At 71.2% G+C, this 15,571-nt stretch carries 12 protein-coding genes; 7 read left to right on the top strand and 5 right to left on the bottom strand.

Going from position 1 to position 15,571, the window contains the following annotated elements:
- The first annotated feature begins 57 nt into the window (after nt 1-57).
- From ACW9J6_RS29440 to ACW9J6_RS29450, 3 genes are all read left to right on the top strand, one after another.
- Complete coding sequence (locus tag ACW9J6_RS29440; protein WP_457119903.1) at nt 58-3,543, top strand: indolepyruvate ferredoxin oxidoreductase family protein; 3,486 nt, start codon at nt 58-60, stop codon at nt 3,541-3,543.
- Nucleotides 3,544-3,838: 295 nt separating this feature from the next.
- The gene (locus tag ACW9J6_RS29445) at nt 3,839-6,193 is read left to right on the top strand and encodes an Orn/Lys/Arg family decarboxylase (RefSeq protein ID WP_457119904.1); all 2,355 of its coding nucleotides are present in this window, start codon (nt 3,839-3,841) and stop codon (nt 6,191-6,193) included.
- A gap of 87 nt (nt 6,194-6,280) precedes the next feature.
- Nucleotides 6,281-7,333, top strand: a complete 1,053-nt coding sequence (locus tag ACW9J6_RS29450; RefSeq protein ID WP_457119905.1) for a serine hydrolase domain-containing protein — start codon at nt 6,281-6,283, stop codon at nt 7,331-7,333.
- A 58-nt stretch (nt 7,334-7,391) separates the two neighbouring features.
- Here the strand turns inward: ACW9J6_RS29450 and ACW9J6_RS29455 are convergent, their stop codons facing one another.
- Complete coding sequence (locus tag ACW9J6_RS29455) at nt 7,392-8,132, bottom strand: sulfite exporter TauE/SafE family protein (protein ID WP_457119906.1); 741 nt, start codon at nt 8,130-8,132, stop codon at nt 7,392-7,394.
- Between the two features lie 184 nt (nt 8,133-8,316).
- Here ACW9J6_RS29455 and ruvC point away from each other — a divergent pair, with 184 nt between their 5' ends.
- The gene (gene ruvC, locus ACW9J6_RS29460) at nt 8,317-8,949 is read left to right on the top strand and encodes a crossover junction endodeoxyribonuclease RuvC (RefSeq protein ID WP_457119907.1); all 633 of its coding nucleotides are present in this window, start codon (nt 8,317-8,319) and stop codon (nt 8,947-8,949) included.
- Here the strand turns inward: ruvC and ACW9J6_RS29465 are convergent.
- Nucleotides 8,849-9,484 (bottom strand): glutathione S-transferase N-terminal domain-containing protein, encoded by a 636-nt coding sequence (locus ACW9J6_RS29465; RefSeq protein WP_457119908.1) that lies wholly within the window; start codon nt 9,482-9,484, stop codon nt 8,849-8,851. The genes ruvC and ACW9J6_RS29465 overlap by 101 nt on opposite strands.
- 67 nt (nt 9,485-9,551) lie before the next feature.
- The gene (locus ACW9J6_RS29470; protein ID WP_457119909.1) at nt 9,552-9,782 is read right to left on the bottom strand and encodes a DUF1127 domain-containing protein; all 231 of its coding nucleotides are present in this window, start codon (nt 9,780-9,782) and stop codon (nt 9,552-9,554) included.
- 105 nt (nt 9,783-9,887) lie between these two features.
- On the opposite strand from ACW9J6_RS29470, the gene gcvA reads away from it, so the two are divergent.
- Genes gcvA through ACW9J6_RS29485 form a run of 3 tightly spaced genes read left to right on the top strand, consistent with a single transcriptional unit; the run spans nt 9,888 to nt 12,481 of the window.
- Entirely contained in the window at nt 9,888-10,805 is a 918-nt protein-coding gene (gene gcvA / locus ACW9J6_RS29475; protein WP_457119910.1) for a transcriptional regulator GcvA, read from the top strand.
- 54 nt (nt 10,806-10,859) lie between these two features.
- Nucleotides 10,860-11,480, top strand: coding sequence for a DUF1007 family protein (locus ACW9J6_RS29480; protein ID WP_457119945.1), 621 nt, complete (start codon nt 10,860-10,862; stop codon nt 11,478-11,480).
- Nucleotides 11,471-12,481 (top strand): nickel/cobalt transporter, encoded by a 1,011-nt coding sequence (locus ACW9J6_RS29485; RefSeq protein ID WP_457119911.1) that lies wholly within the window; start codon nt 11,471-11,473, stop codon nt 12,479-12,481. The genes ACW9J6_RS29480 and ACW9J6_RS29485 overlap by 10 nt, the downstream gene beginning before the upstream one ends.
- A gap of 608 nt (nt 12,482-13,089) precedes the next feature.
- Here the strand turns inward: ACW9J6_RS29485 and ACW9J6_RS29490 are convergent.
- Both ACW9J6_RS29490 and ACW9J6_RS29495 read right to left on the bottom strand, forming a co-directional pair.
- Nucleotides 13,090-14,421, bottom strand: a complete 1,332-nt coding sequence (locus tag ACW9J6_RS29490; protein ID WP_457119912.1) for a sulfatase-like hydrolase/transferase — start codon at nt 14,419-14,421, stop codon at nt 13,090-13,092.
- Between the two features lie 141 nt (nt 14,422-14,562).
- Nucleotides 14,563-15,432, bottom strand: a complete 870-nt coding sequence (locus ACW9J6_RS29495) for an MBL fold metallo-hydrolase (protein ID WP_457119913.1) — start codon at nt 15,430-15,432, stop codon at nt 14,563-14,565.
- Nucleotides 15,433-15,571 lie beyond the last annotated feature (139 nt).

The raw sequence follows: 15,571 nt of genomic DNA on the forward strand, positions 1-15,571 counted from the left end.
GGCCGGCGGAACCGGGCCGCCAGCGTCCGGTGGGGGGAAGTTCCTGGAGGTGTCCCGATGGGCAGCCAGTCGGCGGTCTCGTCCCTTCGATCCGTCAGCCTCGACGACAAGTACGACCTCTCGCGCGAGCAGGTCTTCGTCACCGGCACGCAGGCGGTGATCCGGATGCTGCTGATGCAGCAGGCCCGCGACCGGGCCGCCGGGCTCAACACCGCGGGCTTCGTCTCGGGCTACCGGGGCTCCCCGATCGCCGGCCTCGACCAGAACCTGTTCCGGGCACGCAAGGTGCTGGAGCAGGCGAACATCGTCTTCCAGCCCGGCCTCAACGAGGAACTGGCCGCCACCGCCGTCTGGGGCTCGCAGCAATCCGCGATCCGCGGCGAGGGGCGCTACGACGGGGTGTTCGGGCTCTGGTACGGCAAGGGACCGGGCGTCGACCGCTCGGGCGACGTTTTCCGCCACGCCAACATGGCCGGGACGGCGCAGCATGGCGGCGTGCTGGCGCTGATGGGCGACGACCACACGGCCGAATCCTCCACGGTCGCCCACCAGTCGGAGTTCCACTTCGTCGACGTGATGTCGCCGATCCTGAACCCGGCCGGCGTGCAGGAGATCCTCGATTACGGCCTCTACGGCTACGCCATGAGCCGCTATTGCGGCGCCTGGGTCGCCTTCAAGTGCGTCAAGGAGAACATCGAGTCGACCGCCAGCGTCGACGCGCGCCTCGACCGCGTGAGGATCGTGCTGCCGGACGACTTCCTGATGCCGCCGGGCGGCCTCAACATCCGCACGCCGGACGGGATCCTGGAGCAGGAGGCCCGCCTCCAGGATTTCAAGCGCGACGCGATGCTGGCCTTCGTGCGGGCGAACAACCTCAACCGCATCGTGCTGTCGGGCGGGCGGCAGCCGAAGATCGGCGTCATCACGGTGGGCAAGTCCTACCTCGACGTGCGCCAGGCGCTGGACGACCTCGGCCTCGACGAGGTGACGGCGAACGACATGGGCCTGCGTCTCTACAAGGTCGCCTGCCCCTGGCCGCTGTCGCAGCGGGAACTCGTCGCCTTCGCGGACGGGCTCGACCTCATCATGGTGGTTGAGGAGAAGCGCTCGCTGATCGAAGTCCAGGTCCGCGAGGAGCTCTACGGGACGGCCAACCAGCCGATCTGCATCGGCAAGAAGGACGAGCGCGGCCAGTGGCTCTTCCCCGTGAAGGGCGCGCTGGACCCCAACGACATCGCGGTGGCGCTCGGCGAGCGCCTGCTGCGCTACCACCGCAGCGACGCGCTCGCGGCCCGGGTGGCGACTCTCCGGCAGGCGCAGGAGGTGCTGGCCGCGACCACCGACGTGGCGACGCGCACCCCGCACTTCTGCGCGGGCTGCCCGCACAACACCTCGACGAAGGTGCCGGAGGGCTCCCGCGCCTATGCGGGCATCGGCTGCCACTACATGGTGCAGTGGATGGAGCGCGGCACCGACGGCTTCACCCAGATGGGCGGGGAGGGGGCGAACTGGATCGGCGAGGCGCCGTTCTCGAAGCGCGGCCACGTCTTCCAGAACCTCGGCGACGGCACCTACAACCATTCCGGGTCGCTGGCGCTCCGCTGGGCGGTCGATACCGGCACCACCATCACCTACAAGATCCTGTTCAACGACGCGGTGGCGATGACCGGCGGCCAGCCCCACGAGGGCGGGCTCACGGTCGACCGCATCGCCGCGCAGGTCCGGGCGGAGGGCGTAGAGCGCATCGCCCTCGTCACCGACGAGCCGGACAAGTATCCGCCCGGGATGCGCTGGCCCGACGGGCTGACGATCCACCACCGGGACGAGCTCGACGCGGTGCAGCGTGACCTCGCCACCGTGCCGGGCGTGTCGGTGCTGATCTACGACCAGACCTGCGCCTCCGAGAAGCGGCGGCGGCGCAAGCGCAACGCGTATCCCGATCCCGACAAGCGGGTGATCATCAACGACCTCGTCTGCGAGGGCTGCGGCGACTGCTCGGTGCAATCGAACTGCGTCGCCGTGCAGCCGCTGGAGACCGAGTTCGGCCGCAAGCGGCGGATCGACCAGTCGAGCTGCAACAAGGACTTCTCCTGCGTGAACGGCTTCTGCCCGTCCTTCGTGACGGTGCACGGCGCCAAGCCCCGCACGAGCCCGCCCGTGGCGGTGACGGGCGCGCCGGACGAGGGCCTGGCCGAGCCGGCGCTGCCGACGATCGACGGCACCTACAACGTCGTGGTCACCGGCGTCGGCGGCACCGGCGTGGTGACCGTTGGGGCGATCCTCGGCATGGCGGCCCATCTTGAGGGCAAGGGCCTCGGGATGATCGACATGGCGGGCCTCGCCCAGAAGGGCGGGGCGGTGTTCAGCCACGTGCGGCTGGCGAATCACCAGGACGACATCCACGCGATCCGCGTCACGGCGGGCGCCGCCGACCTGATCCTCGGCTGCGACCTCGTGGTGACCGGCACCCGCAAGGTGCTGGCGGCGGTGCAGCCCGGGCGCACGCATCTCGTCGTCAACACGGCCGAGATCATGCCGGGCGACTTCACCCGCAAGCCGGACTTCTCGCTGCCGGCCGAGCGGATCAAGCGGGTGATCCGCGAGAAGGCCGGGGCGGCGCACGCGGACCTCACCGACGCGACAGGGCTCGCCGTCGCGGCGCTCGGCAATGCGCTCGCCGCCAACATGTTCATGCTCGGCTACGCGTGGCAGCGCGGGCGCATCCCGCTGTCGCGGGCGGCGATCCTGCGGGCGGTCGAGCTGAACCGCGAGGCGGTGCCGATGAACCTCGCGGCCTTTGCGTGGGGGCGGCGGGCCGCGGCTGCGCCGGAGAGCCTGGGCGTGCTCGCAGCGCCGCCGGAGGCCGAACTCGCGCCGGACCTCGACGCGCGGATCGCCCGCCGGGTCGCCTTCCTGACGGCGTACCAGAACTCCGCCTATGCGCGGCGCTACGCCCGCACGGTGGCATCCGTCCGCGAGCGCGAGGTTGCCGTGCATCCGGGCGGCACGCCGCTCACCGAGGCGGTGGCCCGCTCGCTGTTCAAGCTGATGGCCTACAAGGACGAGTACGAGGTGGCCCGCCTCTACACGGACGGTCACTTCGAGGCGCAGGTGCGCAGCGCCTTCGAGGGCGAGAACCTGCGCTACGAGTTCCACCTCGCGCCGCCGCTCCTCGCCCGCACCGACCCGCGCACGGGCCGGCCGCGCAAGATGCGCTTCGGGCCGTGGGTGATGAAGGCGTTCCGGGTACTCGCCGCGATGAAGCGCCTGCGCGGCACGCCCCTCGACGTGTTCGGCTACACGCAGGAGCGCCGGGAGGAGCGTCGTCTCGTGCGCGACTTCGAGGCCCTGGTGGCCGAGATCCTGCGCGACCTGACGCCCGCGAACCACGCGACGGCGGTCGGCCTCGCCAACCTGCCGCAGAGCATCCGCGGCTTCGGCCCGGTGAAGGCGGCGAACCTCGCTAAGGCCAAGGCCGAGGAGGCGGCTTTGCTCGCGCGGTTCCGGGCGCCGGAGGTGCCGCTGCCGCAGGCGGCGGAGTGAAACGAAGCGCCGCCTGAACCCTCCCCCCTCTGCGGGGGAGGGTGCTCCACGGAGTGGGGCGGGAGAGGGGAACCACGCTTCAGGAGAGATCTGAGCCGTCGTGCAGGGCGCTTCGTGGATCAGCGTCGCGCCGTCCTCTCGGCGGGACTGCATCCTGCTGCGCCTGTCCGCAAATCACCCTCCCCCGCCGAGGAGGGGGGTTCACGCTCGCGCTTGCCCCTTCGGCAGCCTCCGTCATCCAACCGTCACACCCCTCCCCGAAAGCTCCGACCGCCTCGAGCCCGGAGCCGACCGCATGGACTTCCACCGCCGCTTCACCGTGCTGATGTGCACGCCCGCCTTCGATCCCGACGACCTTGAGGGCGTCCGCGTGAATCAGATCGTGGCGGCGGTCGAGCAGCGGGGCTTCGAGGTGGTGCGCGCCCGCCGGGTGGAGGACGCGGCGATCGCCGTCCAGACCGACGCCGCCGTCGGCTGCCTCGTGGTCGACTGGGGCAAGCGCGGCCTCGACGGCAAGGCCGCCGCGCTCATCGACATGATGCGCAAGCGCGGCCTGGAGATGCCGATCGTCATCATGGTCCGGCGCAAGCGCCTGGAGGACATCCCGGTCGAGCTCCTCGACTTCATCGACGGCTACATCTTCCTCGCCGAGGAGACGCCGGAATTCATCGCGCGGGGCCTCGTCTCCCGCGTCACCCAGTACGCCGAGACCCTCAAGACCCCGTTCTTCGGCGCCCTCGTCGACTACGCCGAGAAGGGCAACCAGCTCTGGACCTGCCCGGGCCACAACGGCGGCATCTTCTACAACCGCTCGCCGATCGGCCGGATCTTCGTCGAGCACCTCGGCGAGGCGATCTTCCGCGACGACCTCGACAACTCGGTGCTCGATCTCGGCGACCTGCTCACCCACGAGGGGCCGGCCTTGCGGGCGCAGAAGGAGGCGGCCCAGATCTTCGGGGCGGAGAAGACCTACTTCGTCCTCAACGGCACCTCGGCCTCGAACAAGATCGTGCTCTCGTCGCTCGTGGCCGAGGACGACCTCGTGCTGTTCGACCGCAACAACCACAAGGCGGCCCATCACGGCGCCCTTCTCCTCGGCGGCGGCATCCCGATCTTCCTGGAGACCGACCGCAACGCCTACGGGCTGATCGGCCCGATCGACCACGACGCCCTCGACGAGGCGGCGATCCGCGAGAAGATCCGCCGCAACCCGCTGGTCACGGACAAGGAGGCGTGGCGCAAGCCGCGCCCGTTCCGCGCCGCGGTCATCGAACAGTGCACCTATGACGGCACGATCTACGACGCCCGCGAGATCCTGGCGCGGATCGGCCCGCTCTGCGACTACATCCTGTTCGACGAGGCCTGGGCCGGCTTCATGAAGTTCCACCCGCTCTATGCGGGCCGCTTCGCCATGGGACTGGAGGGTCTGACCCCCGAGTCGCCCGGGATTATCGCGACGCAATCGACCCACAAGCAGCTCGCGAGCTTCAGCCAAGCGTCGCAGATCCACACCAAGGACGGGCACATCCGCGGCCAGAGCCGCCGGGTCGAGCACCGGCGGCTCAACGAGAGCTTCCTCGTCCACGCCTCGACCTCGCCCTTCTACCCGCTCTTCGCCTCCCTCGATGTCGGCGCCCAGATGATGAAGGGGCGCTCGGGCATGATCCTGTGGGACGACACGATCCGGCTCGGCATCGAGTGGCGCAAGAAGGTGCGGGCGATCCGCAAGGAATTCGAGGAGAACGAGGCCGACCCGGCCCGGCGCTGGTTCTTCGATCCCTTCGTCCCCGACGTGGTGGCGGGGCCGGACGGCGCCGAGGTGCCCTGGGAGAGCGTGCCCACCGACCTCCTGGCCGGCGATGCGCGCTACTGGGAACTCGCCCCCGGCGCGCGCTGGCACGGCTTCACCAAGGTGGCGCCGGGCTACGCCATCACCGACCCGAACAAGCTCACGGTGCTCACGCCAGGCTTCGACCGCCGGACCGGCGCCTACGCGGATCACGGCGTGCCGGCGCCGATCGTCGCGCAGTACCTGCGCGAGAACCGCATCGTGGCCGAGAAGAACGACCTGAACTCGCTCCTCTTCCTGCTGACGCCGGGCGTCGAATCCTCGAAGGCCGGGACGCTGATCTCGGGCCTCGTCGCCTTCAAGCGGCTGCACGACGACAACGTGCCGCTGGAGGAGGCCATGCCGGATTTCGTGCGCCGGCGGCCGCAGCGCTACCAGGGCGTGCGCCTGCGCGACCTCTGCGCCGAGTACCACGCGTTCCACCGCGAGGCGAACACCTCGGCGCTGCAGCGGCGCCAGTTCATGGCCGAGCACCTGCCCGAGATGGTGCTGCCGCCCAAGCAGGCGGCCCAGATGCTGACCCGCAACAAGGTCGACTTCGTGCCGATCGCGGAGGCGGCGGGCCGGATCGCCACGACCCTGATGCTGGTCTATCCCCCGGGCATCGCGACGGTGCTGCCGGGCGAGCGGCTGGACGGCCGGGCCAAGCCCATGCTCGACTACTTCACGATGTTCGAGGCCTCGGCGAACCTGTTTCCGGGCTTCGAGGCGGAGATCCAGGGCGTCTACCGGCAGGTCGAGCCGGACGGGCGCATCCGGTTCTACACCTACGTGTTGCGGGAGGATGCTGCCGCAAGGTAATCTGCGCGCCGCATGATCAGCCGCCGCGAGATCCTGGCCGCCGCAGCCGCGTCGGCCCTTCCGTCCTTCTCGACCGCGAGGAGCGCCATGGCTGTCGAGCAGGCATCGCCCCCTCCGGGTGAGCAGGATCTCGGGGCGCGCCTCGACGATGCGGTGGCGCGCAACCGCGTCTGGAACCTGCACGGCGTCGTCGTACGGCGCGGCGGCGAGATCGTGCTCGAACGCTATTTCGAGGGCGAGGACAATGCCCGCGGGCGTCCCCTCGGCCGGGTGGCCTTCGCGCCGGAGACCCTGCACGACCTGCGCTCGGTGTCGAAGAGCATCGTCGGCCTCCTGTACGGCATCGCCCTGGCGCGGGGCCGGGTGCCGCCGCCCGAGTCGCCGCTCTACGCCGCCTTCCCGGAACATGCCGATCTCGCCCGCCAGCCCGGGCGCGAGCGCATCACCGTCGCGCACGCCCTCACGATGTCCCTCGGGCTCGCCTGGGACGAGACCAGCCGCAGCTACGCGGATCCCGAGAACAGCGAGATCGCGATGGACCGGGCGCCCGACCCGATCCGCTTCGTGCTGGAGCGGCCGGTCCTGCACCCGCCGGGGCTGCGCTTCACCTATTGCGGCGGGGCGACGGCGCTGCTCGCCCGGCTGATCGCGCGGGGAACCGGGACCGCCCTGCACGACTACGCCCGCGAGGTGCTGTTCGAGCCCCTGGGCCTCGGCCCGACGGAGTGGCTGGCCGCGCCCGACGGCACGCCCTACGCGGCCTCGGGCCTGCGCATGGCGCCCCGCGACCTCGCCCGGATCGGCGAGCTGGTGGCGGGCGGCGGCAGCCTGGAGGGCGTGTCGATCGTGCCCGCCGACTGGATCGCCGCCGCCACGACGCCCGCCGTGAGCATCGATGAGGTGCGCCGCTTCGGCTTTCACTGGTACGTGTGGGATGTCGCGTCCGGACGGACGCTGGGCTGGGTACCCGAGCATCTCGACCGGGTCTGGGCCTGCTACGGGGAGGGTGGGCAGCGCCTCTTCATCCTGCCCGGGCGGGACCTCGTGGTGGCGGTCACGGCCGGCAACTACCTCGCCGAGGACCAGTGGATCCCGCCCAATCGGGTGCTGCGGGACGTGGTGCTGGCCGGATTGGCCTGAGGGCGTGCCCGTTTTCCCGCGTCGGACGTTACGCACCAGCCACTGAACCGCCCGCTCCCTACCGGAGCGGCAGCGCGAGGCAGACCGCCGCCAGGATCACCGCGTAGGCGACGCGTCGAAAGAGCCTTTCGGAGGCGGCGTGGAAGCCGCGCGCGCCGGCCATCAGCCCGAGCCCGTACGGGACGAGGAGCGGCAGCGCGAGCGCCGCGCGGTCCGCCGTCAGCACGCCGCCGGCGGTGAGGACCATCCCGGAGATGAGGGTGGAGAGGCCGAAATAGGCCATCAGGTTGTGGCGGACCTGCGCCGCCTCGGCGGATTGGCTGGCGAGCCAGAACACCGCGAGCGGCATCCCGCCCAGCGAGGCGAAGCCGTTGGCGAGGCCCGAGGCGCCGCCGACGGCGACGGAGAGCCCGAGCGAGGGCCGCCCGCGGTAGCGCCACCCGGTCATCAGGGCGGCGAGCCCGGCCAGGATCGCGCCCGCCGTGAGCCAGCGCGCCAGGACCGGGTCGAGCCGCGTCACCAGCCATACGCCGGCCGGGAGCAGCGCCGTCGCGCCCGCGAGCAGCGGCAGCACCTCCCGCCAGGTGGCGTGCCGGGTCGATCGCGCGCCGAGCCAGAGCGAGAACGGCGCGTCCACGATCCAGATCAGACCCACCGCGGCGGCGGGCCCCACCACCGCTGCGGCGAGCGGGACGAACACCATCGCGAAGCCGAACCCGGTGAAGCCGCGCACGACCCCGCCGAGAAGGGCGGCGGCGAGGAGTGGGCCGCCGATGGAGGCGTTGGCGAGGGGGGACATCGTGCGGATCCGGTTGGCGCGGGGCGGCCGCAACCCAGCCGGGCCGGTCACGCTTCGTCAAGGGCGGGACGCTATGGCGTCGAGGGGGCGGGACGGCTAGACCCGCCCGTCGACCGCACTGGTCGCGGCGCCGGATCGGAGCGATGCTGACCGGCGCAACCCGGCCGAGGCGAAGGAACCCGTCATGGCACCGACCGAACCGGTCCGCATCCTCGGCATCGATCCGGGCCTCCGCCGCACCGGCTGGGGCCTGATCGCGGTGACCGGCACGCGGCTCGCCTATCTGGGCTGCGGCGTGCTCACCTCCGACGCGGAGGACGCGCTCGCCCTGCGCCTGCGCGACCTCCACCACGGCCTCTCGCGCGTGGTCGAGACGACGCGGCCCGACGAGGTCGCCGTGGAGGAGACCTTCGTCAACAAGGACGCGCAGGCGACCCTCAAGCTCGGCCATGCCCGCGCGGTCGCCCTGCTGGTGCCGGCCCTGGCCGGGCTGCCGGTGGCGGAATACGCCGCCAACCTCGTGAAGAAGACGGTGGTGGGCGTCGGCCACGCCGAGAAGGACCAAGTCGCCGCGATGGTGCGCTTCCTGCTCCCCAAGGCCGACCCCGCCACCGCGGACGCCGCCGACGCGCTCGCCATCGCCATCACGCATGCCCAGCACCGGGCCGCGCGGGCGCGGGAACTCGCCTACGCGGCGCCGGCCAAGGCCCCCCGGCCTACGCCGCCAGGACCTGCATCCCCTTCTGGACCGCCGGGCGCGCGCCGACCGCGGCGAGCCAGCGCTGCAGGGCGGGCTTCCCTTCCAGGCTCTCCCTGAGCGGTTCCTTCAGGAACGTCGTCGCGGCGACCATCCAGGGATAGCAGGCGATGTCCGCGATCGAGTAGTCCTGGCCCGCCAGGTACGGGACCTCGGACAGGCGCCGCTCCATCACGCCGAGGAGCCGGCCAGCCTCGTCGGTGAATCGCCCGATCGCGAGCGGGGCCTTCTCGGGGGAGCGCACCGCGAAGAAGCCGAGCTGCCCGAGCATCGGGCCGAGGCCCCCGACCTGCCAGTGCAGCCATTCCAGCGCCTTGAACCGCGCCGCCCCGGACGGCGCCAGGAAGCGCCCCGAGGTCTCGGCGAGGTAGGTCAGGATGGCGCCGCTCTCGAAGATCGTCAGCGGACCCTCCGGCGCGTCGTCGACGACGATCGCCGGGATCTTGTTGTTGGGTGAGATCCGCAGGAAGTCGGGGGCGAACTGCTCGTCCTTGCCGATATTCACCGGATGCACCGTGTAGGGCAGGCCGAGCTCTTCCAGCAGGATCGGCGGCTTGCGCCCGTTCGGCGTGGTCCAAGTGTAGAGGTGGATCATGGCGGCCTCGCGCGGCGTTGCCCGCCCGTTGTAGGGCGCGGCCGCGCAAGGCCCAATACAGTGAGTTTCACGCCCTCCAGAACGGCTTCTCGGCCTCGCGGGCGACGTCGGCGTGGGACAGGCCGAGATCCTTCAGCATGCCGTCCGGGAGCTGCTGCAGGTCGAGCCGCTGGCGGCGGCGCTGCATCCAGAGCTCGATCCGCTCCATCAGCGAGACGGCCCGTGGCGGGCGGGTATGCCGCAGCGGCATGACGGGAACGAGGCGCAGATTTCCTTCGCCTCCGGCGAGCGTCGCCATGGCGTCCTCCAGGACCGTGTGTCAGTCGATGAGAGAGAACTTGCGCCGATGCGGCCCGCGGAGCAAACCAGAAGCTCTGCGCTGTTGCCGGAGAAAATCTACGTCATGGCCCCGCGCCGTCTGCCGCCCCTCAACGCCGTGCGGGCCTTCGAGGCCGCCGCCCGCCACCCGACCTTCCAGGCCGCGGGCGAGGAACTCGGCGTCAGCGCCGGGGCCGTCGCCCAGCAGGTCAAGGCGCTGGAGGCGTGGTTCGGCCTCCCGCTGTTCCGCCGCCTGCCGAGCCGCGGCGTCGTCCCGACCCGCGCGGGCGCCCGCTTCGCCGGCGCGGCGGGCGTGCTCCTCGACGGTCTCGCCGAGGTGGCGCTGACCCTGCGCCGCCAGAGCGAGGACGCGGTGCTCGCGGTGAACACCAGCCACTCCTTCGCGTCGCTGTGGCTGATCCCGCGGCTCGGGGCCTTCCGGGCGGCGAATCCGGACCTCGACGTGCGCATCGTCGCGAACAACCAGCTGATCGACTTCGCGCGCGACACCGCCGACGTGGCGATCCGCCACGGCAAGGGCCGCTACGCGGGCGTGCGGACCGAGCTGCTGTTCGGCGACGCCCTCTTCCCGGTCTGCAGCCCGCGCCTGCGCGACGGGGACCCGCCGCTGCGCCGGGTGCGCGACCTCGCCCATCACACCCTCCTGCACGACGACGATCCGCTCGACGCGGATACGGTCGGGTGGCCGGAATGGCTGGCGGCGGTCGGGGCGGGGGACATCGCGCCGCGGCGCGGCCCGAGCTTCACCCACACCTTCATGGTGCTCCAGGCCGCTGCCGCCGGGGAGGGCGTGGCCCTCGCCACCCGGGTCCTGGGCGGCGACCTGCTGCGGCCCGAGAGCCTGGTGCGGCCCTTCGCCGAAGAGGTGCCGAGCCCCTATTCCTACTTCGTCGTGACGCCCGACGAGCCCGATCCGCCGAAGGTGGCACGCTTCCGCGCCTGGCTGCACGCGCAGGCCGGCGCCGCGCTTTCGCCGCTTTGACACGGGAGTTTCACGGGCGATTCACCATCGGCGCGGAGCTTGCGCGGCGTGACCATGACGATTCGCACGCTCGCCCTCGCGGCCGGCCTCCTCGCCGCCTGGATCCTCCCGGCCCAGGCCCATCCGCACGTCTGGATCACGACCCGGGCGACGATCGTCTACGGGCCGGACGGGCGCGTGAGCGCGATCCGCCACGCCTGGACCTTCGATCCCTCCTACTCGGCCTTCACGGTGCAGGGCCTGGGCGACAAGGCGCCGAGCCCGGAGGCGCTGGCCGCGCTCGCCCGGGACAATGCCGAGAACCTCGCCGATTCCGCCTACTTCACCAGCCTCAGGATCGACGGGCGCAAGCAGGATTTCGGCCCGCCGCGGGAGGAGGCGATGAGCTACGCGGATGGGGCGCTCACCCTGCATTTCACGCTGCCGCTCAAGGCGCCGGGCAAGGGCAGCCTCACCCTGGAAGTCTACGACCCGACCTACTTCGTGGCCTTCAGCCTCGCGGACGGCGAGGGCGTCGCGACGCTGGAGGGCGCGCCGTCCGCCTGCAAGGCGATCGTCCACCGGCCGAAGGCGGCCCCCCAGGCCGCGATGTCTGAATCCCTGTTCGCGGCGCTCACCGACGCGGCGACCTACGGCGTGCAATTCGCCAACCGGATCACCGTCGCATGCTCGTGAGATCCGCCAGCCTGCCGCTCGCGCCCCGGCGCGGTGCCGCCCTGCGGCTGACCCTCGCTGCCGCCGCCGTGCTGATGGCCGCCCTCATCCTGGCGGGACTCGTCGCGCTCGTGGCGCCGGGCTTCGCGCCGCCGCCGCCCTCGCCCTTCGGCATGGGCTTTCGCGAAGCGGCGCCTTCGGCGGCGACCAGCCTCGGGGCCTGGCTGCTGGCGATGCAGGCGGCCTTCTCGCGCAGCCTGCAGACGGCCGTCGGGGCAGTCCGGTCCGGCAGCGGCGGCTACGGGCTGCTCGCCGGGCTCGGCTTCACCTACGGCGTCTTCCACGCGGCCGGCCCCGGTCACGGCAAGGCGGTGATCGCCGGCTACATCGTGGCCGGGGAGCGGGCGCTGGCGCGAGGCGTCGCGCTCAGCGCCGCGGCGGCGCTCATCCAGGCCGCCATCGCCCTCGCCCTCGTCGGCGGCGGTGCGGCGATCTTGCGGCTCACCGCCGCCGGGCTCATCGAGGCAGGGCGTTTCGTGGAAACGGCGGGCTTCGCCTGCGTGGCGCTGCTCGGCCTCGCCGTCACCTGGCGCAAGGCGGGAATGCTGGCGCAGCGCCTCCAGGGCGAGGAGGCCGCCTGCGGTCCCGATTGCGGTCACGCTGCCCTCGCCGATGCCGGCCGGATCGAACGCCTGCGCGGCCTGCGCGAGCAGGCGGGCGTCGCGCTCGCGGCCGGGAGCCGGCCCTGCGCCGGGGCGATCCTGGTCCTGGTCTTCGCCCTCTCCCAGGGCGTCTTCCTGGCCGGCGTGCTGGCCACCCTGGCGATGGCCCTTGGGACCGCGCTCACCACCTCGGTTCTCGCTGCCCTTGCGGTCTTCGCCAAGCGGCTCGCCCTGCGTCTCGCCGGGGGGCGCGGCGCGGCCGGAGCGGTGCTCGTTGGCGCCCTCGAACTCCTCGCCGCCGCCTTCGTGCTGGTGCTCGGCGCCGCGCTGCTGGCGGGTTACGCCGTCGCGGTGGTGTGAGACGGGATCGGCTTGTTCGACGCGGTGTCAGGATGAGGTGCCCACCGGCTTCGCGGTCTCCTGCGGACGAACCGGTGTCTTGGTCTGCGGCAAAGACATTCCATCCTTGATGGTGGCGCTCCAAGATCCGCGGGATCCCCTCTCCCGCACGGGCCACCGTGTGCACACATCTCGATAGCCTGCTCATCAAATGAACGCGCCTGGAGTGCGCGAGTATCCTCATGCTGAGGTGCCGCGCAGCGGCCTCGAAGCACTCAGAACGTTCATCCAAGAGAAAAGGCGCCTTGGACGAGACGCTCTGGGGTGCTTCGAGGCCGCTTCGCGGCACCTCAGCATGAGGAGGTGGATTTATTGCCGTTGATGGATATTATGGTCTGTTTTGAGTTGTTATTGCTGTATTAAATCTGATGCGCATCCAGGATGTTCGGCTGAGAATTTTCACCGGCGCAGCAAACCCGGGCGTTTGAAACCGAGACACACCCGCTCGATCAAGGCTCCTCTTTTTCGGATCGCCTTCTGGTGGCGTGGAAGAGCCTGAAAAGGGGGAGGCCAGAGGTGGGCCCGCGAGCGCCGCCGCCCCCAGTCGGCTTCCGATCGCGGCGGCGCGGTCAACCGGCCACCCCAGGGTGCGCGCGCGGTGAGAGCCGGATCCAGGGTACCCGGTCCGGCGCGAACAACGCCCGCGCGGAGCGACGCCAGAGCGGCGGCGCGTGATCCCCGACGAGCAGGATCTCCGCGTTCGGGTGTTCGAGGGCCAGGCGCTTGACCGCCTCGAAAACATCGATCCAGACCTCGGCCATCGCGCAGACCTCCGGGTCGCCGAAGGGGCCGCCGGTCTCGCAGGCGAAGCGGCGCGTCGCCTCCCCGGGCCTGACCGGGACGTGCGAGTTGAGCGTCAGCCAGTACACGAACAGGGGCTCGCGGGCCTGATCCATGCGCGCGCGGATCAGGGCGCCGAGGTCGGGATCGCAAGCACCCCGGAAGGTGCCGCCGCACCGGCGCGCGAGACCGTCGGTCAGGCTGTCGAGGAACAGGGTCTCGGCGAAGCCGATCGGCCCGTACCAGTCCCGGCGCTGGTAGAAATCCGACGAGAAACCGTGCACGGCCAGGGTCCGCACCCCCTGCCGCGTCAGGGCGGCGGGCAGGCACTCGGGACGCGCCCCGCCCACGACCGTGCGATAGGCGTTCCGTGTCAGACACAATTCGCGCATCTCGCCCTGCGTGGTCGCGCCCCAGAAGGGCACGGTTCCGCGCTGCACCGTGAAGGCCCCGTTCAGCGCAGGATCGTCGAAGGACGCGAACAGCGCGTCGCGGTGCGCAGCAGCGCGCGGCTCCCCGAGGCTCTCGACGAGCACCAGCAGGGCGTGTCGCGCGGTGCCCGATCCGCGCACCGCCTCGCCGAAGCCCGACCGGGCGGTCGCCGCGTCGAACCCGCGGGCGCTCCATCCGCCGAGGCCCAGGGCCGGCATGCCCGTGCCCGCCCCATCGGCCAGGAGGAGGGCGGCGAGGACGATCGCGGCCACGCGGCGGTCGCCGCCGCGCATGGCCGGCGCGAAGTGCCACAGATAGGCGAGGTTCGTGCCCGCCACCGCCGCGAGCGCGATGAGGAGCATCGCGTAGAAGGGTGAGGCCATGAGGCGCAGATCCGGCAGCATCCACATCCAGCGGGCGACCGCATCAAGATCGAGAAAGAACATCTGCGCGATCAGCAGGGTGGCGTCGATTGCCAGGGCGCCAAGGGAGAGACCGAGCACTGCCCAACGTGGGATTCGGCCGGCTATCAATGCGACCGCCCCGTAGAGGCACAGCGCGCTCTGCCGGGGCGGAAACGCCAGCACCATGCCCACGAGGGCGAAGGGCAGGTTGGGCAGGATGATGCCGCCGAGGAGCAGGAGGGTGCCGCGCGCTGTATTCGCCCCAGCCGGCGATGATCTGCCCATGACGCTCCCCACGCCTCAGATGACGCAGGGTAAAGATCACGTCAGTGCGCGAGACGCTAGGGAAGAAATTCGGCGCGAAGGGTCTCCGGTCGCCTGTCCGCGGCCGTCGCGACGATCACCGCGAGCTTTCGCCGATCGAAATCAGAAGAATTCCGGAACCCGGACCTCGGCGGGAAGGACGATCTTCTGACGCTCGCGGGCGATGAAGGAATCCGGCATCGCGGCCTGGAGCGCCCGCTCCATCTCCCGCAGCTCCGCGTCGCCGTGCTGGGGGTAGAGGTGGATGATGGCGAGGCGACGGACATTCGCCGCCCGGCAGAGCTCGACGCCCTTCTCCCAGGTGGAGTGGCCCCAGCCGCGGCAGGCCGGGTACTCGCCCGCCGTGAACATGCCGTCGTAGACGACGAGGTCGGCGTCACGCACGAAGTCCAGCAGCCGGGGCTCGGGCCAGGGCTCGGTGTGCTCGATGTCGCTGATGTAGCAGGCGGTGCGGCCCGCGTGGCGGAACCGGTAGCCCGTCGCACCCTGCGGGTGCTGCAGGGGCAGCGTGTCGACGACGGCCCCGTCGTCGAAGCGCAGGCTCTCGCCGGCCCGGAAGCCGTGATGCACGAAGCGGGCGGGAAACTGGGCGAGGGTGATCGGGAAGAGCGGCGGCGAGAACAGGCGGTTCAGCGGCTCCTCGGCGCTCTGGCCATCCAGATTCCCGCAATACGTGTGGATCTCGCGGTTCCGGTCGAGCACCGCCGGCTTGAAGAAGGCGAGACCGGTGACGTGATCGAGGTGGAGGTGGCTGAACAGGACGTCGATTCGCTGCGGCAAATCGGTGCCGTGATAGGCACCGAGCGCGTTGATCCCGGTTCCGGCATCGATGACGAACAGACGCTCTCCGCATCGCAGCTCGACACAGGGCGTGTGCCCCCCGAACTCCACGATGTTCGGACCGGACGCGCTGATCGATCCCCGAACGCCCCAGAAACGGAGCGTGAGGCCGTCGCATGCCGGGAGACCCATGTGTTTCATGGATGCACGGTGATCCGCTTGCTCGCAGAAGAATGTGCGTCTGCGCACAGCACCGCCCTCGTCCACACGCCGCGCTGCGTTCCCGGACCCGGCCGCGGCGTCGTCGCGACGCCGATGGTTCGGTCCCCGC

The organism is Methylobacterium sp. JK268 (assembly GCF_054052225.1).